The organism is Halobacillus hunanensis (genome assembly GCF_900166655.1).
Taxonomy (GTDB): domain Bacteria; phylum Bacillota; class Bacilli; order Bacillales; family Halobacillaceae; genus Halobacillus_A; species Halobacillus_A hunanensis.
Genome location: NZ_FVZB01000004.1, coordinates 53,610 through 71,927, shown reverse-complemented (window position 1 = coordinate 71,927; position 18,318 = coordinate 53,610). Strand labels below are relative to the sequence as shown.

At 37.0% G+C, this 18,318-nt stretch carries 19 protein-coding genes and 1 pseudogene; 14 read left to right on the top strand and 6 right to left on the bottom strand.

What is annotated here, in order from left to right; genetic code table 11:
* Positions 1-14 precede the first annotated feature (14 nt).
* The 4 genes from B5354_RS00765 to B5354_RS21010 form a co-directional block, all read right to left on the bottom strand.
* Complete coding sequence (locus B5354_RS00765) at positions 15-1,220, bottom strand: MFS transporter (RefSeq protein WP_079525021.1); 1,206 nt, start codon at positions 1,218-1,220, stop codon at positions 15-17.
* 259 nt (positions 1,221-1,479) lie between these two features.
* Entirely contained in the window at positions 1,480-1,929 is a 450-nt protein-coding gene (locus tag B5354_RS00760; RefSeq protein WP_079525019.1) for an acyltransferase family protein, read from the bottom strand.
* Positions 1,930-2,144: 215 nt separating this feature from the next.
* Positions 2,145-4,046 (bottom strand): LTA synthase family protein, encoded by a 1,902-nt coding sequence (locus tag B5354_RS00755; protein ID WP_079525017.1) that lies wholly within the window; start codon positions 4,044-4,046, stop codon positions 2,145-2,147.
* A 249-nt stretch (positions 4,047-4,295) separates the two neighbouring features.
* The gene (locus B5354_RS21010) at positions 4,296-4,550 is read right to left on the bottom strand and encodes an ArsR/SmtB family transcription factor (protein ID WP_420810430.1); all 255 of its coding nucleotides are present in this window, start codon (positions 4,548-4,550) and stop codon (positions 4,296-4,298) included.
* A gap of 494 nt (positions 4,551-5,044) precedes the next feature.
* Between B5354_RS21010 and qoxA the strand changes: the two genes are divergently transcribed.
* From qoxA to B5354_RS00695, 13 genes and pseudogenes are all read left to right on the top strand, one after another.
* Positions 5,045-5,896 (top strand): cytochrome aa3 quinol oxidase subunit II, encoded by an 852-nt coding sequence (gene qoxA / locus B5354_RS00745; protein ID WP_079525013.1) that lies wholly within the window; start codon positions 5,045-5,047, stop codon positions 5,894-5,896.
* Entirely contained in the window at positions 5,877-7,856 is a 1,980-nt protein-coding gene (gene qoxB, locus B5354_RS00740) for a cytochrome aa3 quinol oxidase subunit I (protein ID WP_079525011.1), read from the top strand. Before qoxA ends, qoxB begins: the two co-directional genes overlap by 20 nt.
* Complete coding sequence (gene qoxC, locus B5354_RS00735) at positions 7,849-8,466, top strand: cytochrome aa3 quinol oxidase subunit III (protein WP_079525009.1); 618 nt, start codon at positions 7,849-7,851, stop codon at positions 8,464-8,466. The genes qoxB and qoxC overlap by 8 nt, the downstream gene beginning before the upstream one ends.
* Position 8,467: 1 nt before the next feature.
* Positions 8,468-8,770 (top strand): cytochrome aa3 quinol oxidase subunit IV, encoded by a 303-nt coding sequence (qoxD, locus tag B5354_RS00730; RefSeq protein ID WP_079525007.1) that lies wholly within the window; start codon positions 8,468-8,470, stop codon positions 8,768-8,770.
* Positions 8,771-9,117: 347 nt separating this feature from the next.
* Positions 9,118-9,417 (top strand): hypothetical protein, encoded by a 300-nt coding sequence (locus B5354_RS20360; protein ID WP_079525005.1) that lies wholly within the window; start codon positions 9,118-9,120, stop codon positions 9,415-9,417.
* A 139-nt stretch (positions 9,418-9,556) separates the two neighbouring features.
* Positions 9,557-9,832, top strand: coding sequence for a Na+/H+ antiporter NhaC family protein (locus tag B5354_RS20810; protein ID WP_163531429.1), 276 nt, complete (start codon positions 9,557-9,559; stop codon positions 9,830-9,832).
* A 56-nt stretch (positions 9,833-9,888) separates the two neighbouring features.
* Positions 9,889-10,233, top strand: a pseudogene (locus B5354_RS20805) (Na+/H+ antiporter NhaC family protein); the annotation flags it as partial.
* A 173-nt stretch (positions 10,234-10,406) separates the two neighbouring features.
* Positions 10,407-10,853, top strand: a complete 447-nt coding sequence (locus B5354_RS00715; RefSeq protein WP_079525002.1) for a hypothetical protein — start codon at positions 10,407-10,409, stop codon at positions 10,851-10,853.
* A 384-nt stretch (positions 10,854-11,237) separates the two neighbouring features.
* Complete coding sequence (locus tag B5354_RS00710) at positions 11,238-11,891, top strand: response regulator (protein ID WP_079525001.1); 654 nt, start codon at positions 11,238-11,240, stop codon at positions 11,889-11,891.
* Positions 11,892-12,047: 156 nt separating this feature from the next.
* Complete coding sequence (locus B5354_RS20345) at positions 12,048-12,203, top strand: hypothetical protein (protein WP_163531428.1); 156 nt, start codon at positions 12,048-12,050, stop codon at positions 12,201-12,203.
* An 83-nt stretch (positions 12,204-12,286) separates the two neighbouring features.
* Positions 12,287-13,204 carry a YIEGIA family protein gene (locus B5354_RS00705; RefSeq protein WP_176142371.1) on the top strand — a complete coding sequence of 306 codons (918 nt, stop codon included), beginning with the start codon at positions 12,287-12,289 and terminating at the stop codon, positions 13,202-13,204.
* Positions 13,204-13,410 carry a capping complex subunit for YIEGIA gene (locus B5354_RS00700; protein WP_079525000.1) on the top strand — a complete coding sequence of 69 codons (207 nt, stop codon included), beginning with the start codon at positions 13,204-13,206 and terminating at the stop codon, positions 13,408-13,410. Before B5354_RS00705 ends, B5354_RS00700 begins: the two co-directional genes overlap by 1 nt.
* Positions 13,411-13,808: 398 nt before the next feature.
* On the top strand, positions 13,809-14,624 hold the full coding sequence (locus B5354_RS00695; RefSeq protein ID WP_079524998.1) for a ZIP family metal transporter: 816 nt from the start codon (positions 13,809-13,811) through the stop codon (positions 14,622-14,624).
* A 262-nt stretch (positions 14,625-14,886) separates the two neighbouring features.
* Here the strand turns inward: B5354_RS00695 and mntR are convergent, their stop codons facing one another.
* Positions 14,887-15,312: a transcriptional regulator MntR gene (gene mntR, locus B5354_RS00690; RefSeq protein WP_079524996.1), complete on the bottom strand. Its 426-nt coding sequence runs from the start codon at positions 15,310-15,312 to the stop codon at positions 14,887-14,889.
* 314 nt (positions 15,313-15,626) lie between these two features.
* On the opposite strand from mntR, the gene spoIIP reads away from it, so the two are divergent.
* The gene (gene spoIIP / locus B5354_RS00685; RefSeq protein ID WP_079524994.1) at positions 15,627-16,763 is read left to right on the top strand and encodes a stage II sporulation protein P; all 1,137 of its coding nucleotides are present in this window, start codon (positions 15,627-15,629) and stop codon (positions 16,761-16,763) included.
* A gap of 177 nt (positions 16,764-16,940) precedes the next feature.
* Here the strand turns inward: spoIIP and B5354_RS00680 are convergent, their stop codons facing one another.
* On the bottom strand, positions 16,941-17,930 hold the full coding sequence (locus B5354_RS00680) for a class F sortase (RefSeq protein WP_163531427.1): 990 nt from the start codon (positions 17,928-17,930) through the stop codon (positions 16,941-16,943).
* Positions 17,931-18,318 lie beyond the last annotated feature (388 nt).

The window sequence follows — 18,318 nt, the reverse complement described above, 5'->3', positions numbered from 1 at the left end:
TTAATCCTCCAATTTTATGATATGTTTACAGCTTGCTTTTGTTCACTTTGTTCCTTAAGGTTAATAAAAAGTAAAGAAGATAATAAGATGCAGCTTCCATAAATCAATAAAATGAGGTAAATATTTACGTTCTCTAATACTATGCCTCCGACTAAAGTTCCCAGAGGGACAGATATTGCTGAGAATGCCCCACTTACGCTGTTAACCCTCCCTAGGTAATCTTCTGGAGTAATGAGTTGGGTAAGAGTGCTTATTCCAATTCCAGCAAAACTTAAACCTATCCCTAATAACATTGACCAAATAAGTAGAGACAAGTATGTATCCCATAATCCTCCGATTAGAAGGGCTACCCCTTCTAAGACTAATCCCAAAATGGCTAGCTTTTTTTTGTCAAATTTAGAAAAATACATAACTGTTAAGCTTCCTATTACAGCACCTAAAGCTAAAACAGAATCAGCTGTACCTAATCCCTTGGCTCCTACTTCTAAGACTTCCCCGCAAATGTAAGTTATAAAGGCAAAAGTGGGTGCTAGAAACAAATTTATCAAAAAACCACCAACGATAATCAGCCTTAATAAAGATGGATCTTTTTTAAGAACGTTAAGGCCATTTATAAATGACTTTATGTACCCCCCTTCTTTGATCACTTTGATAGGACGTACAGTTATAAATAATTCAGCAACGGATGAAATGAAGAAAGTAATTGCATTTAGATAAAATACCCAGGCTATGTCAAATTGACTTATTAGTATCCCTCCAACTGCCGGACCTAAAACATTTGCTATTTGGTTTGTAGTGTTAACGGATGCATTTGCTTGTGTTAAATCGTCTCTGCTTACGATTAGAGGAATAGATGCTAAAAGTGCTGGTTTAAAAAATACATTCAATGTGGAGCTTAAAAAAATTAATATATAGAGGGGAACAGCTGTAGTATTATTAGAAATCAGTATTCCTATGACAAGCATTAGTACAGCATTTAAAAAATCTGAGATAACCATTATCTCTCTTTTTTTATTCGTATCTGCCAGTCTTCCCGCATAGATCATAAATAAAAAGGAAGGTAAACTAATACAGAGGGCACTTAAACCTAAAGCAAAACCACTTCCAGTTAATTGAACTATGTACCACATAACACCTATCATATAGATTGAGTTACCAAATACAGAGGTGGTGTTACCGAACCATAACAGTGAAAAAGATTTATTTTTTATTAGCTTCATTTTTAAATCCTTTCTATGTTGTGTATATGAGTGTATTAGTCACCTATCGTTTCCAAATAAAGTATTTCCTAGTGAGAATTGTAGCCCAATTCCAAAAATTTAGCAATACAAAAACTACATTTATTTGAAAGGGCTTACATTACCTAAACTACCCTCTTTCCTCCATAACACTTGATGAGATTATTAAGGAACCAACTGGGTTAAAAACACTGAAAAGTTCATCAGGTATCTCTTAAATAACAAAAGACACCATTTCATCCTACAAAAAAGAGAAATGGTGCCTTTTTCTTACCGTTGTAAATCCGCATTTTCCTGACGCTACCCCTACAAGAAATAAGAGAAGGTGCCAACAAAACAAACTTAATAGAAACCAAAGTGTCCAGTGAGGCTGAAATAAATTAATAGTTAGGGTTGTTTCCTTCCCAGTCATATAATAATAAACACTATAAATGACTTGAAATAAGAGATAAGGTAGTAACAGCTTCTTAGTGATGCTTAAGATGTACCCTTTTCGTTGATACTTCTTTGCAAAGTAACCTGACATTAAAGCGAACCCAGGCATATGGAATAGATAAATGGCCGTATAAAGCGCAAACAACAGTTGATTGTCATGTTTCAAAGGGCTAATGACATGTCCAAAAACCACCAAAAAGATAAGTAAAAACTTAGCATTATCAAAATATGCGTCTCGATGATTCGTCTTGTCCATTATTGAACACCTGGCTTTCGTTTAAAAAAGTTAGTCTATTAATTATAGATAAAAATCACTTAAAGATTACAGCTTTTTACTTAATTTTATGGTTCGAGAATGACAGAAGGTCATCTGGGGATAATAATACCCTAGAATATAGCAAATATAAAAAGAGCAAGATAGCCGTATAGAAAACTATCTTGCTCTTCCGAACATATCATAGAAACAAAGGATTATTCGTCAACGTCAGGGTTATCATTAGAAGAATACGGCTGCAAAAACCTTAATAGATCCCCGTAAACGACTTGATCGGATTTGTTTAACTCCTCTTTAGCCATCGGTTTCCATTCTTGGCATTGTTTTGACTCAACTTCATTACCACTTGGTTTGCGATAGCATTTCCCTTCCGTGTAGATATACTTGTCCGTGATAAAACTTCCGTCCCTTAATACGGTAAAATCTTTTCTTTTTTTGGCAAATAAATCTGTTCCAAATTGGATATCGTTTTTAATATGCTTACCTAGCAAGTGCAAGATGGTTGGTTTCAAATCAATTTGTCCAGACACTGTCTCCATGACTTTGCCTTTTTGTCCCGGATTATGAATAATGAGTGGGACTCTTTGTAATTGGATGTGTCTGTACGGAGTATGTGGTTTGCCAAGGTATTTTTCCATTGCCTTAGTGTGATTGTCTGATATACCATTGTGATCGCCATAAATGACGAAAAGAGAATCCTTATATAGACCTTTTTCTTTAAGCCTATTAAAAAATTGTTTTAATGCATTATCCTCATAGCTAACTGTTGTAAAATACCGGTTAAAAACGCCGTCCTGAGAATCCCATTCCGAAACAATCTCATCTTCCTCTTCTAAGGAAAAAGGGAAGTGGTTGGTCAAGGTAATATATTTTGCATAAAAAGGTTCGTTTAGATTATTCAAGTATTTCATGGATTGTTTGTAGAGGTACTCATCTTTTAACCCCCAACCTGCTGACTTTTCTGGAGTAATATTAAAGTCTTCTTGAGAAAAATAACGATCATACCCAAGGGTTTGATACATAATGTTGCGATTCCAAAAACTCTTATTATTAGCATGGAAAACAGCCGATTCATAGCCAGATTTCCCTAAAATTTCTGGTGTTGCATTATACTCATTTTGAGAATTCGTAAAGAATACAGCACCACTTGGCAAACCATATAATGAGTTTTCGACAAGGAATTCGGAGTCCGATGTCTTCCCTTGTCCTGTTTGCTGATAAAAATTCGGGAAATAGTAGCTTTTATCAATTAAATCATTTAAAAATGGGGTAATCTCCTTCCCATTCACCTTGTTATTGATCACAAAGCTTTGGGTCGATTCTAATGAGATAAGAATGAGATTTTTCCCTTTTGCTTTACCAAACATTTTGGCATTGATCCCATGAGGAGTTGCCTCCGTATATAATCTTATAGGTGCTAATTCACTACTCTCGGCGAATGCTCTTTTAACTTTCGTGTTTGACTGTAATACTACATCATACATTTGATAGTTGTATGGACCGAGATATTTCATCAGCATTTCTCGGTCAAAAGTTCTTGTTAACAATTCCGGTCTCTCAATGTAGGCCAAACCGACATTGACCACAAAAATACTTAAGGCTATGAGAATACCGAAACGACGGGAGCGACGTTTAAAAGGCACTGCTGCTTTAGGTTTTCTTCTTCTAGCAGCAAACACTATTGAAACAAGTGTCAACACAATGATGTCAATAAATATAAAAACGTCAAGAGGCTTAGCAAGTGTAGCCGTACTTCCCCCTAAATCGCTAAAGTTTTTAGTCTGAAAAACGACAGGCAAAGTGATAAAGTCGTTGAAAAAGCGATAGTATAGCAAGTTAGCGTACAAAACACCAGTGGCTAATAGATTGGCCAATGCTTTGTAGATAATATTTTTAATGAATTTGTCTGATCGAACAAGTGTAAACAACAAGATAGAGAAGCTTAAAGGTGAAATGAATAGAATAACTTCCTCTAGTAACGATTCTACTGATAACTCAAACAAAAATCTTAAGACAACGTAAGTTTTTAACCATAAAAGTATGATGGATGTCATATAACCGTTTCGAAACTTACCAAATGCCCCTTTTACATTCTTCATTATAATAGTCACTCCTTATAAATATTGGGATTCGGTAGTTGAGGAATCCGAGCATTAAAACAGGGTAATGAGCACAGTGAAGACGGTGTTTTATCGACTACAGTGCTCTAGAGTATAATATAGAAAAGTGTTTGGTTCAATGAATCCTCTTTTCTATTAAGACCGTATCCCTTTTTTTGAAACTACTAACCCTCTTCTATTAATTCGAGCCATGGTATAACGCATTCATGCAACCATCCTCCCAAAGTATCATATGGTCCTTCCCAAATCGACGATAGATAAAACAAGGCTATTGATTTGCTCACTTTTAATTGAATACAATGATTCCTTTCGTTCCTTTCGGAGTGTTACTAGTCCCAGTTTTCTTAATATACTTAGATGATGGGAGGCTGTCCCAGAAGATGTGCCAATAATAGTAGCCATTTCACCTACGGATAATTCGTTCTTTTGTGTTAAAGCAAAGATAACTTTTAGTTTAGTTGGGCTAGCCATGATTTTAAGCATACTTACTGAAAAGCCAAAATCATAAGCTACTAAATTTCTTTTAATGCAATCTACATTATTTTCTACTGAAAAAACGTGCTTTTGATGATGATTATTAATATAGCACACATCCTTCATTATGTTCATATGTTCATATGATTCCATCCCATCTTAGGATGTCGGATGTAATTGGTCAACCCTATTACAGATACTCAGGGGTTTTTTTGCAATTTATGGGCGGGGTTATTTGATAGAATTACGCCTATTTTTACCCTCATTCTTACTTCTTCAAGGAAACTCCTTACGAACATAAGGTTGTTCATAGACTATATTTATGAACATATGAACAAACATTGAAGTATTTATTACAATTATTTGTTGAAATTTTGACGGTTTATTGAACTCCATTTTTTAGACTTCCTTTTTCCTTTATTCTTTGTCAAGTACTCCATTTGCTTGCCTTAGATAGGAAATAGCATTTGTACAAATGTGGAAGGAGGATCAAATAAGCCTATATGAATATAAAAATTGTTGTGAAATACATAGCTAGTCCCTTTGCTTTGTTATTCATTCTTTCGGGATGTAGCGCTGGTGTACTTGATCCAAAGGGACCTGTTGCAAGTACACAGTATGATTTGATTATTTATTCGATTATATTGATGAGTGTTGTCTTGGTGCCAGTGTTTATTGTCTTCGGTTATGTGGTGTACAAGTATCGAGAGCGTCCTGAAAATAAAGATTACGAACCGCCAGAGATTGAGGGGAATAAAAAACTGGAGGTCTTGTGGACAGTGATTCCGATCATTATTGTTACCCTACTTGCTGTGCCAACAGTTAAAGCAACCTATGATTTAGAAACTTCACCTTCACCTAAGCAAGAACCGTTAGTCATCAAAGTGACGTCAGCTCAGTGGAAGTGGATTTTTCAATACCCTGAACAAGGTATTCAGACGGTGAATTATGCTTATATCCCGGTTGATGTACCGGTTAAATTTATATTAACGTCTGCCGGTGCGATGAACTCCTTCTGGGTACCACAATTAGGAGGTCAATCATACACAATGGCAGGGATGAAAGATCAAATGTTTCTTGAGGCATCTGAAGAAGGTGTTTATAGAGGAAAAGGCGCCAATTTTACTGGAAGAAGATTTGCCGACATGAAATTTAAGGTTACGGCTGAAAGCCAACAAGATTTTAATGCCTGGGTTAAAAAAATAAAGACCACCAAACCTGAGTTAACTATAGAGCAAGCAAAACAACTTATGATACCCGGCACCGTTGGAAAAATGGCCTTCTCTTCTTATCCGGAAAACTTTAAAATGACGCAACTGAAAGAAGGTGTACAAAATGAACCTAAGCGAGATTAAGGATTTCCTTATAGGGGAGTTTTTTGTAACGGGAGACCCAACTATATACGCCGCACAGGTAATGATTGCCCTAACAACTATTGGGATTATCTTTACCCTTACCTACTTAAAGAAGTGGAAGTGGTTATGGCGGGAATGGTTAACCACAGTTGATCATAAAAAAATTGGAATTATGTACATTATTGTTGCTATGTTGATGCTGTTCCGCGGTGGTGCAGATGCGCTAATGATACGGACACAATTGGCTTTACCGAATATGGATTTTTTGGAAGCCCAGACATACAATGAAGTTTTCACTACTCACGGAACCATCATGTTATTATTTATGGCCATGCCATTTCTCATCGGCTTAATCAACGTGGCAATGCCTTTACAAATTGGTGCACGGGATGTTGCGTTTCCTTATTTAAATGCACTTAGTTTTTGGCTATTCTTCTCTGGAGCTATGTTATTCAATTTGTCATTCATAATCGGAGGCTCTCCCGATGCAGGATGGGTGAACTATCCACCGCTTGCAGGCGGGAATTTAAGCCCCGGACCAGAAATCAATTATTATTTAATTGGCTTGCAGATTGCTGGTATTGGAACATTGACAACCGGTATCAACTTTATCGCGACCATCTTAAAAATGAGGGCACCTGGGATGACTCTTATGCGTATGCCAATTTTCACATGGTCATCGCTGATTACATCTATCATTATCCTTTTTGCCTTTCCAGTACTGACCATTGCTCTAGCGCTATTGACGATTGACCGTCTATTCGGATCACACTTTTTTACTGTGATGGGTGAAGGTTTACCAGAAATGTATGTGAATTTGTTCTGGTTATGGGGACATCCGGAGGTCTACATTTTAATTTTGCCAGCTTTCGGTATTTTCTCAGAGGTAATCAGTACATTTGCCCGTAAAAGATTATTTGGTTACAAAGCCATGGTGTACTCAATGATTATCATTTCCCTATTGAGCTTTGTTGTATGGGTTCATCACTTTTTTACAATGGGAAGCGAACCTGCAGCAAACTCTTTCTTTTCCATTTCAACGATGGCCATTGCGATACCAACAGGGGTGAAAATTTTCAATTGGCTGCTTACCCTGTATAAAGGCAAAATTAAATTCACAACAGCCCATTTGTGGGCACTTGGATTCATGCCTAATTTTGTGATCGGTGGTGCTACAGGAGTCATGCTAGCAAGCGCCCCGGCCGATTATCAGTATCACAACAGTTATTTTCTCATTTCGCACTTCCATTATGTCTTAATTTCCGGTACAGTCTTCTCCATTTTTGCGGGACTTCATTATTGGTGGCCGAAGATGTTTGGTCATAAATTGAACGAACGACTAGGTAAATGGGCATTTTGGCTGTTTGTTGTCGGATTTAATGTAACGTTTGTTCCGATGTATATAGTTGGTCTAATGGGTATGACACGACGTGTTTATACCTACGAAGAAGGATTAGGCTGGACAACATTGAACTTTATTGAAACTTTAGGTGCTTACGCGATGGGAATTGCGTTTGCCATAATCGTTTACAACATTTACTACAGTGCTCGCTACGGAGAACGAGATAAAACTGGCGATCCATGGGACGGTCGCACACTTGAATGGTCCATCCCTTCTCCTGCTCCGGAGTACAATTTTGCTCACGTCCCTAAAGTGAAAGGGTTAGATGCCTTTTGGATAATGAAGAAAGAAAATAAGACTAAGAAAAAAGAAAAAGAACCTTACAAACCGATTCATATGCCAGACGATTCTGGGCAACCATTCATGATGTCCCTCTTTTTCTTCATATCCGGATTCGGGTTTGTATGGGAGTGGATGTGGATGGGAATCTTGGGCCTCGTAGGGGTCGGTGTGATTATGATTCTTAGAACTTTTGATAAAGATGAGGGTTATCATATCAGTTCAAGAGAAATTAAACGTCGTGAACGTGCAGCGAGGGAGGATCGAATCGATGAGTAAAGCGAACGAATCTACCATACAAAAAAATATTCCCTTAGAATATGCCAATGAAGAAGGTAGAGTTAAGATCATCGGCTTCTGGTTATTCCTTGCAGCTGAGATTGTTTTATTTGCTTCTTTGTTTGCTGTGTACCTTGTCTATCTTGACCGCACGGCTGACGGTCCGACCGCAGAGGAAATATTCGAGATCAAGGGCGTTGTTATACAAACGTTTCTTCTGTTAATTAGTAGTTTTACATCCGGCCTTGCAACCCATGAATTGCGCCGACGAAACACGAAAGGCGTAGTCGTATGGATGATCATTACATTATTGTTGGGCGTTAGCTTCCTAGGAATGGAAATTAATGAATTTATCACTTATGTTTCAGAAGGGGTCAATATTTCTACAAGTGCGTTTTGGTCAGCGTTTTTTGTTCTTGTTGGCACGCACGGAGTTCATGTAACCTTTGGAATCATATGGATTTCGTTTATTCTTGTCCAAGTTGCTAGGGAAGGCATTAACACGGTCACATCAAGAAAGCTCTTCATTGGAGGCCTTTACTGGCATTTTCTTGACGTGATGTGGATTTTTATATTTACCGCAGTCTATTTAATAGGGATGGTGCTATAAAATGAGAGAGAATATAAAATTTGAAGAGCATCATGGATTTCCCTGGAAACAAGTTATTGGTTTTGTTCTATCCATCATTTTGACGGTGGCCGCACTCTGGGTTGTTTTTTCGCTTTCCTTAACTGCGAAAGCTACGATTATAGTGATTCTAGCTTTGGCCTCAGCCCAACTGCTCGTTCAATTAATCATGTTCATGCACTTAAGTGAACACGAAAAAGCTTTCCAAATTTCAGCCTTGGTATACGGGGGTACAGTCGCATTAATTGTTGTTGGTGGATCCGTTTGGCTCATGAATGGGATGTAACTCATTATTAAACAGAGTAAGAGCCAGTTTCTATCAAACCTTTGGAACCGGCAAGGGTAACAAGTTTACTAACACTGAAATTACAGATACCTAGCTACCAACACTTCGGATAATTGGACATGTATCTCCAAAAGGGAAGACCTTCATAACAGGTTTTCCCTTTATTTTTTCATTCTTGTCTTACATATTGTCCAACCTACATCCGAATACATTCTTTAGGGATAAAAAAATGGAAGTGGCAAAGTATATTCTAACAATATGATAAATCCACAACACTTTATTCATACAACAAAAGAACGTGCGGAAAAGAAGATAAATTCTAAAAGTGGGAAAGGGGTTAAAGAGAGATGCTTTATGATGACGAAAAAAATCTTTATTTTATTGGGACTTTAGCTATATGTTCATGGTTTTTATATTTTATGATTTACTTTGATGATCTCACTTTTGTAGTAATTCTTTCTGGTATAGCATTTATTTTAATTGCAACAACAATTTTTTTCATCTCTGTACATGTATACCACAATGTAAAATCTGGACAGCAATTGGTGATATATAGTTTGCTTTTTATTGGATTTTCCCTATTATTAGTATGGTTTAATTATGCTAAACTTCAAACGATGTTTCCTAATATATTTGAACCCCTTTAATATATTAGAAATTTTCTTCAAAATCAGAGGACTTTTTAGAAATAATCCTCCCCTTTTGTCTTGTACTGATGTCCAAGGAAGGATAAGAATAAGGAAAAAACGTGTTTGGGAAGATTCGCACCCGGTAGCATCTAAGGAATTGGAATCCAGACCCGTTAATATCTTTATCCCAATCATTACAGCATTAATTCTGACCATCGGTTTATCTTGGTGGGATGGCTACAAGAAGACTGGAAGTATGTTGGATGCATTTATTAAAGCTGATGTGTCAAAATCCATGTTTATTGCGATCCTTATTTCATTGTTGGTTACATTTGGTTTACTTCTCATTGAAAAATATCCACTAAAGAAATTATTTAGTTACTTTTTTGAAGGTGGAAATAAGCTAATGCCAGCCATCTTCTATTTGCTTTAGTTTGGGGATTATCTTCAGCTACTGAAGACCTTGGCTTATCCAATTTTGTAACAGCCGCACTTGGTTGGATTCCGACAAATTTTATTCCCCCTGTTATATTTATATTAGGATCAATACTGGCCTACTTTGTTGGCTCTACATGGGGTTCTTGGGGACTTTTAATGCCCATAGGTGTGTCACTTGCAGCCACATCAGGCATCTATCTTCCTCTTACGATTGGGATTGTTTTTGCATGTGGGGTCTTTGGAGGATTAACATCTCCACTCAGTGGAACGACTGTCACTATGTCTAAAATTATGGATATGGAAATATTAGCTTATTCAAGATATAAGTTGAAACACAGCCTTACTGGGTTGATTATTGCCGTTATTCTTTATGGAGTGATTACATTTGTATTATAGTCCCGTAGGGATTCTGGATTCCATTAAGATATAAGCGTCGCGGTAATTGCCTTCTATGCGCATGCACAAAACTAACCGAAGTGTGATATGTATCAATATATATTCCTTTCTTCTTAGTTACTCTTGTTGGACATACTATATACCAACTATCCAAAAGAAATGAGGAATTTAACTTGAAAAAGGTTGGTGTTGGAGTTCTTTTAGTTAGTTTTCTTATTGTAATCATGTTCATTTTTATAAAAAGTGATAAGTCTCAGCAAAATCAAGTAAATGCAGAAAATTCAACTGAATTGGTAGGACATGAACGTCAAAAAAAAGTAAGATCAGAAATGGAACAAATTGAAAAGGAGCAAAGTAAAGATTCAAATATCTTTAGCAAAATTACTAATGAGTTAAAAGCAAAGGATTATAAAGTCCTTGAAAGTAAGGGTATTCAATACACATCAGAAAATGGATGGGAACTTTTAATTGAGATCCCTGCAAGGAACAATACTCTAAACTCGACTAAAAAAGAGATAAAAGAAATAGCAAATAAATTTCTAGAGAAAAGTGATATTTCTGAATTAAATTTTTCTGTTAAAATAAGACCCGTTGATGTAAAAAATAAGAAGAAACAGTAGTGGTTATTCTATTCCATTCTAAAAAGGAATCCTTGTTTATTCGAGGATTCCTTTTTCTTTTGTCCCAAAGAAAATCATGTGCATAGGAAGCAAATAACACGGCAGCCTGCCAAAACTTCCTTTTACCATAACTATTGTGTATACTACAAAAAAACCCTATTCTCTTCATGAATAAAGGAGGATTGGGGTTTTTACGTACCTAGTAGCAATATAAAACCGGACCACTCCTGAAATTGGACAATTCTGTGTCTTTTATCGCGATAACCTATGTGAAAATGAGTGAACCATTTATAATAAAAAACACGCATATATATACAGAATAAAGTAGAGGCTATTTCATTCGTAAAAGTAAAGCAACAAATGGGGGAGATAGGAGGCTAACTGATGGCGACCAGTATATTATTAATAGATGATCGCAAGTTGTTTCGTGAAGGAGTAAAGCATATTTTGGGTTGTGAGTCCAGCTTTGAAATCGTTGCAGAAGGAGATAACGGATCTGAGGCGCTTAGCCTAATTGAAAAAAATAACCCTGAAATTGTATTGATGGATATTAATATGGGTTTAGAAGTGATTGCTAAGATTACGAATCGCTATCCAAACGTGAAAGTTATCATTCTTTCCTTCCATAGTGAGGATCACTTCGTAACCCATGCTCTGAAAATAGGGGCCAGAGGGTACTTGTTAAAAGAAATGGATTCTGATTCTTTAATAGAAGCGATTAAAGTAGTCGATGATGGCGGATCCTATTTACATCCAAAGGTGACCCACAGTATAATTGCTGAATATCGCCGGCTATCGGCGAAATCATTCCAACCGGTAGAGTATCGTAAGCCCCTTCATCTGCTTACCAGCCGTGAGTGTGAAGTACTGCAGCTTCTACTGAACGGTTATACTAACCGTGGAATGGCTGAATCGGTTAATATCAGTGAAAAAACGGTTAAAAACCACGTAAGCCATATCTTGCAAAAAATGAAAGTCAATGACCGTACACAGGCCGTCGTCACAGCCATTAAAAACGGCTGGGTTAAAATTGTCTGAAACTAAGCAATGGAGAACGTTTTCTCCATTGCTTTTTTGTTGGAAATCCCTTATTTTTCTTCCCTTTTTATGATAAGTCCCGATACATAGAACTTCTTCCTTTTGTTCAAAATAAAGGTGTATTTCAAAAGAACTTTTAAAGGAGGATGTAACAAAATGAGTGACGATAAGTTAAATAACAAGCATTCAAAAGAACAGTTTGGGAATATAAAATCTTACCAAGAGATTAACAATGAAGTTTCTAAAAATGAGAAGTTGAAGCACAAGCAACCAACTCCTCAACCACAAGACTTTGAAGAAATTGAGTATTAAAAACTTAAGTGTACAGGACAATTTTCTATTCATCAAGGGTGACTCCCTAGACGCTAACAGATTCTACTGTATTGTTTCGAGGAGTGGTTAAAGTAGAGCAACAACAAATCTTACCAGAAGAGATAAGTGTCATTGTTATAGCAGTGCTTTTAGGGACCTTGGCAAGAGCACTGGTTTTAAAAGAGGATTATCGCCAGTATCCAAGTTACCCTAATGGCCTTTTAATTAACATTATTACAGGTTTTGTTGCTGCAGCATTAGGTGCTGTGGCTATACCAGCATTAATGAGTAAGAACTATATTGCGGTTACGTTTCTTACATTGGCACTACAACAATTTAGAGATGTACGAAAAATGGAAAAAGAAAGCTTAAGCGATCTAGAGTATACAGAGTACACCTACAGAGGAAATGCATATATAGACGGCATTGCTAAAACATTTGAATCCCGAAACTATATTGCCTTCATTACAGCTTTCTTTACTTCACTAACGATTACTATTTTACCATTTAATTTATGGGTGAATGTTATGGCAGGAATTATAACCGGATTAACTGTATTTTATTTTCTTAAACGCTTCACTAAAGGGAAAAGCATTGGGGATATCGCACAAGTTAAGCCTGGAAAGATTGAGGTCAAGAACTCAAGCCTATTTGTTGACGGGATTTTTGTTAGTAACCTTTTAGGTACTGATAATGCAGAAAAGCTATTTAAGGAGGAAGGATTAGCTGTTGTCATCTATCCAAAAGAAGATCATTTTCGAATCAATCTTGATAACTTTGGTCAGAGACAAGCAGCTCTTTTTGAAGCAACAAGAGCGCTAGGTAATAAACGTTATCATTTTTCAAGGAAAGATTATGAAAAAGGAAGAGTTGTTATAACCCTTGTGCCAATTAAGCAAGACATTGATGCTTTAATAGAAGTCGTAAAAAAATGTCCATTGCTAGAGAGTGCCAAAAAATCTCATAATGTGATGAAAACGAACTTAAAAGGGGAAGAGTAATGGGGAGAGAATCTACCTTGAAGCCTAATTATGAAATTCTAGCTTATATAACAAGAGTAAAAGAAAGACTGTTAACAAGTAATTGCCTTTGTCTATTGGCAGAATCGGAGGAATCTGCCAAAGAGATGACAGTGGATATTGCCAAAGCAATGAAAGCTGATGTTGTCCAATTAACAAATGGAGATTATATGATAATACGAGTATAAAAATTTAGATTATATGACGATCCGTTTAATTAGCTCTAAATAATTACCTACCTCCCTTTCCCCTTTTTCTTTTTTCTTTTTTCCTAAGATTATGATCCCCGATAATTAAAAATAATTCCCTTTTCGCATTGAATTAAAAACGCACCGATCCATTTAAAGTAGTTCTTTTAGGTGAATCATATTCTTTATGTGTTGCATCAATAGGTTCACCTTCTTCATGTAAATTTAATATTGGTGTTCCCCCCTTTAATAATTGACTTCCATTTTCCTAACGGTTAAAATTTTTACCCAAGGAAACTTTTTAGACCTAGTGAATAAGATAAGATTTATTAGGAATTTAAAAAATGCCCTCCATTTTTGAGGCATCTTTTAAAGTGTAAATAGGGGGAAAAATAAATATGATTGACTTTTTTTTAGATCTTAATCCAATCGTTCAGGCTCTAATCGCCACATGTTTTACATGGGGGATGACGGCCCTTGGAGCAGCCCTAGTATTTACGACTAAAACACTAAACCAAAAACTGTTAGATGGGATGCTGGGTTTCGCTGGAGGAGTTATGATCGCCGCAAGTTTTTGGTCCCTTCTTTCCCCAGCCCTTGATATGGCTGAGGCTGATGGAATACCCGCCTGGATTCCAGCAGCAGTAGGATTTTTATTAGGAGGTATATTCCTATGGGGAGTTGATAAAATTCTTCCGCATCTGCATCCTACGTCATCTATCGAAGAAGCAGAGGGGATTCACCCGAATCAAAAAAGGCGAAGTACTTTATTAGTGCTTGCGATTACGTTACACAACATACCCGAGGGGCTTGCCGTGGGTGTTGCATTTGGAGCTATCGCAGCTGGGTTCCCGTCAGCTTCCTTGGCAGGAGCTATTGCTTTAGGAATCGGAATCGGTATTCAAAACTTTCCTGAAGGAGTTGCGGTTTCGATGCCCCTTCGTAGGGATGGAATGTCACGCAGGAAGAGTTTTATGTACGGACAGTTTTCAGGGATGGTTGAGCCTGTTTCTGCCATTATAGGGGTGATGGCTGTTACATTAATCGAGCCTCTTTTACCCTATGCTCTAAGCTTTGCTGCTGGTGCAATGATATTTGTTGTTGCAGAAGAAGTCATTCCAGGTTCCCAGGAAGAGGGAAATAAAGATTTAGCATCGATGACCTTAATGATAGGTTTTACAGTAATGATGATTTTAGACGTCGCACTTGGATAAATAAACTACTCGAAAAAGCTAGGATGGTCTCAAAAAAGTAAATGTTAGTCAGAAGTACACTGCTTTAATAAATCATTCTTTATTAATTGTCTAGAACACCTGGAATACTGCTTAAAGCTAGTCGATAGAAAGCAAATGAACACAGGTAGTCAAAATAATGATGACTGCCTGTGTTTTAAAATTGTATAAAACCCTACCTCTTTTTTAGTTTGCTTATTTAACTTTATGAGATTTGAAATTAGCTATTCAGATTAGAAATACATTACTGTTCACTATTATTTTTTCTTTGAATTTCCTGTAAATCCTGAATCCGTTGTTCATCCTCTCGAAAGAATTGGACCAAGTCGATAATACGACCTAACGTTTTCGAGCTAAGATGATGTTCAATCCCTTCCACTTCCTCATAAATATTTTCCTCTTCAACACCGATAATGCGAAAAAGGCTTTCCAATAATTCATGTCTATAAAGTAGATGTTTTCCCATTTTCTTCCCAAATGGGGTAAGTGTAATTCCACGGTATTTCTCATAAATTAGGTAACCTTCTTGATCTAATTTTTGAACCATTTTTGTTACTGAGGAGGGTTGAACACCCAGAATTTCTGCAATATTGGAAACACGAGCATATCCCTTCGTTTTAATAAGTAAATAGATTTGTTCAATATAATCTTCCATGCTAGGCGTAGGCATAAAACTCCCTCCAAAATATCTAATCCTTTTTACATTATAACGAAATTAAACTCATTGTTCCTCCTCCATCAGAGGTCATAGAAGCTATTGGCTCCTTTGCTATTCTCGAATTTGAAGAAGGAGATATAAGGTCTTTATAAGATACTTGCTCTGATACTTGCTATCACTCCAGAATGAAACAAGTATATTTGATAAATATTAAACCAAAATATTCTAATAATAAAAAGATTAACGCAAGGAATTTAAAGGATTAATATAGATTAATAGAAATGCATAGACTAAACTATTAAATTGTTAGTTTAGGAGAGGTATAAATGCATAAAAAACGTATCCCAAAATCTATGCGACTAATTATCAAATATACTTTGCCTATGATTATTGCTCTATATCTAATCATTACTCTAATCACAAGTACTGGATTAAAGGAATATTTCGTTTCTCCTTTTATTTATTCCATTTCAAAGGCAGCGCCTAAGGAGACGGCACTTTTTATCATGGCGCAGGAGATGACACCTTTAAGGGTGCATTATTCTGACAAAGTAACGAAACAGTTTGACTGGATGGAAATGGTTACAGACGTAGATGTTGGAGATATTCGTAGTTTGTTAGGAAGAGAGATTCCAGGACTTGAACGTTATCACACTGAAATTGCCATAGCAGGCCAAGGAACTGATTTAAGTACTCTTCCGATAGAGTCCCCTCCACCAACAGAAGAACAATTACAGAACCAAGAAGTCAACCAAAGCCAGCTAGAATTAACTGAAGAGGAAGACCCTCCGCCCAAAAAAGAAATACCCAAAAAGTCAGTTTATATCTATCAATCACACAGCTGGGAAGCTTTTAAACCCTTAATTAAAAGTGATCTCCCTCAAGATGCATCTAGCACGAATGAAAAAGTCAATGTCATAGCAGTCGGTGCTAAACTGAAGAAAGAATTAGAAAGTCGGGGAATAGGTGTTAAACATAATAAAACAAACGTAACGAAAGGATTAAAGAAGAAAAATTGGGATTATACTCAATCATATGACTTTTCAAGAGGACTTGTCCAAAAAGCTCTTTCACAGAATGAAAGCTTATCATATTTAATTGATATTCACCGAGATTCTCAACCCAGAAGTGTTACCACGACAACGATAAACGGAAAAGACTATGCACGACTCTTTTTCGTAGTCGGTAAAGCAAGTGAAAAGTTTGGACGAAATTTAGAAGTTGCTAAGGAGATTAATGCGGCACTTGAACAAAAGTATCCCGGGATTAGCCGAGGAGTCTTTGTCAAATCGAAATTAGAAGGAAACGGGGTCTACAACCAAGATCTAACGAACCGTGCTATGTTGTTAGAGTTTGGCGGCGTTGAGAATAACTTAAACGAACTTTATAATTCGATCGAGGCTTTTGCTGAGGTTTTTTCTACCTATTATCGGGAGGATGCAGAGAAGGTAAATGCGAATTAATGTTCCCACTAAAATGAAACTATAACCAGACTGGGGATCTTGACGAACACTGTTTGCTCTAATTCTGCAATCAGATAGCAAATGTATAAAATCCACCTCAGCACTTCCATACTTTGGATGTACTGGGGTGGAGGTTCATGTTAAATAGTGTACTAATGGTATGTTTAGGTGACTGTTTTATTCGGCTTTGGCGAGATTGGATGGGGCAGATTCAGTTCCATCCAAATATACCGTTGTTACATAATAAGTGTATTTCGATGCTTTAGGATCGGTATACGTTTTGCGTTCATGTTCGGAGATGCTTGCGACTTTTTCAAAGTCTTCTCCGTTTTCACTGCGGTATACGCGGTAACCTGCTACACCATCTACACGTACGGCATGCCATGTGACGAAGGTTCCGTTTACTTCGACATTGGTTGGTGCCTTTATGTCATAATTTGTATCTTTTTGCGTTTTTTCTTTACCTTTCTCTTCGTCAAGTGATGATTTTAGCTCAGAATAAACGACGAGTCGATCCAGATACGTTCTTTTTTCATAGTTAAAGACACCTGTGCAGGTGATCAAATTAAGCCTTTTCTTGTCTGTTTTTCCGAAGATCTCTTTAATAGGTGCTTCGTCCGCTGGATAGCTTTCCAGCTTCTGGACCACGTAGGTCAGCTCTTTGCCTTCGTCGTTTGTGACGATGATTTCGTCGCCTTTTTGCAAATCTTTCAAGTAGTAGAATACAGCTGGACCTGATTGGTTATCAACGTGTCCGGCGACAACTGAATTTCCTGTATTTCCTGGTTTCGTTCCTGGCTCAAACCAGCCCACGGTTGTATCATCTTTCGGCACACCCATTTGTCCGTTATCGAGCACGCCTACTTTAGTAACAGGTGCGTTGATATCGATACTTGGGACCTTCAAATTGGTAGGGACAATACCGTTGTTTTGGTCTGGTGTTTCCGTTTCGAAATCAACATCTTTAATATCCCCTGATTCATTAATGACAGTAAATTCTTCTGATTTTAATGAGAGATCAGAATCCTCATTTCCTGAAGGAACGTTCTTGTCTGCCTGCTGAGCTGGATCATAGCGAGAGGTGAAATTTGCCCACACATTTGAGTTGTACCCCGCAAGCAAGAGGGCTGCCAAGCCTACAATTGTAAAATATGTTCTCCACTTCATATTCATCACCTTTTCTGCTTAATTTACAAAAAGAAGAGAAGGTTTCCCCTCCCATCTTGCTTATCAGTCATCCGACAGTCTTGGGAGAGTTACTTTTGAAAAACTCATAAGTAAGTTACTTGGTAGTAGTCGGCAACACAGTGACCAAATGTTTGAATCACACATTGCCAGAGAGCGTAGATCAGCTGCTGTTGCCTCTACATATCAACATATACTTAAATCTTTCGCGGAAAGTCTGGGATACTTTTTCCCTCAACTGCATAATGATCAAATATCTTTAATGTTCGTTTCGCGCGGTTAACAATTTTCCTGTTTTCCCTTTAAGGTATTGATCTGCCTTGTCTTACTTAGCTATCGTGATTTGATGACAATTGGATCACTTTTTCAT

Coding starts and splice junctions, on each gene's coding strand:
- B5354_RS00765 (WP_079525021.1), bottom strand. CDS start 1,220: ATGAAGCTAATAAAAAATAAATCTTTTTCACTGTTATGGTTCGGTAAC.
- B5354_RS00760 (WP_079525019.1), bottom strand. CDS start 1,929: ATGGACAAGACGAATCATCGAGACGCATATTTTGATAATGCTAAGTTT.
- B5354_RS00755 (WP_079525017.1), bottom strand. CDS start 4,046: ATGAAGAATGTAAAAGGGGCATTTGGTAAGTTTCGAAACGGTTATATG.
- B5354_RS21010 (WP_420810430.1), bottom strand. CDS start 4,550: ATGCTTAAAATCATGGCTAGCCCAACTAAACTAAAAGTTATCTTTGCT.
- qoxA (WP_079525013.1), top strand. CDS start 5,045: ATGAATATAAAAATTGTTGTGAAATACATAGCTAGTCCCTTTGCTTTG.
- qoxB (WP_079525011.1), top strand. CDS start 5,877: ATGAACCTAAGCGAGATTAAGGATTTCCTTATAGGGGAGTTTTTTGTA.
- qoxC (WP_079525009.1), top strand. CDS start 7,849: ATGAGTAAAGCGAACGAATCTACCATACAAAAAAATATTCCCTTAGAA.
- qoxD (WP_079525007.1), top strand. CDS start 8,468: ATGAGAGAGAATATAAAATTTGAAGAGCATCATGGATTTCCCTGGAAA.
- B5354_RS20360 (WP_079525005.1), top strand. CDS start 9,118: ATGCTTTATGATGACGAAAAAAATCTTTATTTTATTGGGACTTTAGCT.
- B5354_RS00710 (WP_079525001.1), top strand. CDS start 11,238: ATGGCGACCAGTATATTATTAATAGATGATCGCAAGTTGTTTCGTGAA.
- B5354_RS20345 (WP_163531428.1), top strand. CDS start 12,048: ATGAGTGACGATAAGTTAAATAACAAGCATTCAAAAGAACAGTTTGGG.
- B5354_RS00700 (WP_079525000.1), top strand. CDS start 13,204: ATGGGGAGAGAATCTACCTTGAAGCCTAATTATGAAATTCTAGCTTAT.
- B5354_RS00695 (WP_079524998.1), top strand. CDS start 13,809: ATGATTGACTTTTTTTTAGATCTTAATCCAATCGTTCAGGCTCTAATC.
- mntR (WP_079524996.1), bottom strand. CDS start 15,312: ATGCCTACGCCTAGCATGGAAGATTATATTGAACAAATCTATTTACTT.
- spoIIP (WP_079524994.1), top strand. CDS start 15,627: ATGCATAAAAAACGTATCCCAAAATCTATGCGACTAATTATCAAATAT.
- B5354_RS00680 (WP_163531427.1), bottom strand. CDS start 17,930: ATGAAGTGGAGAACATATTTTACAATTGTAGGCTTGGCAGCCCTCTTG.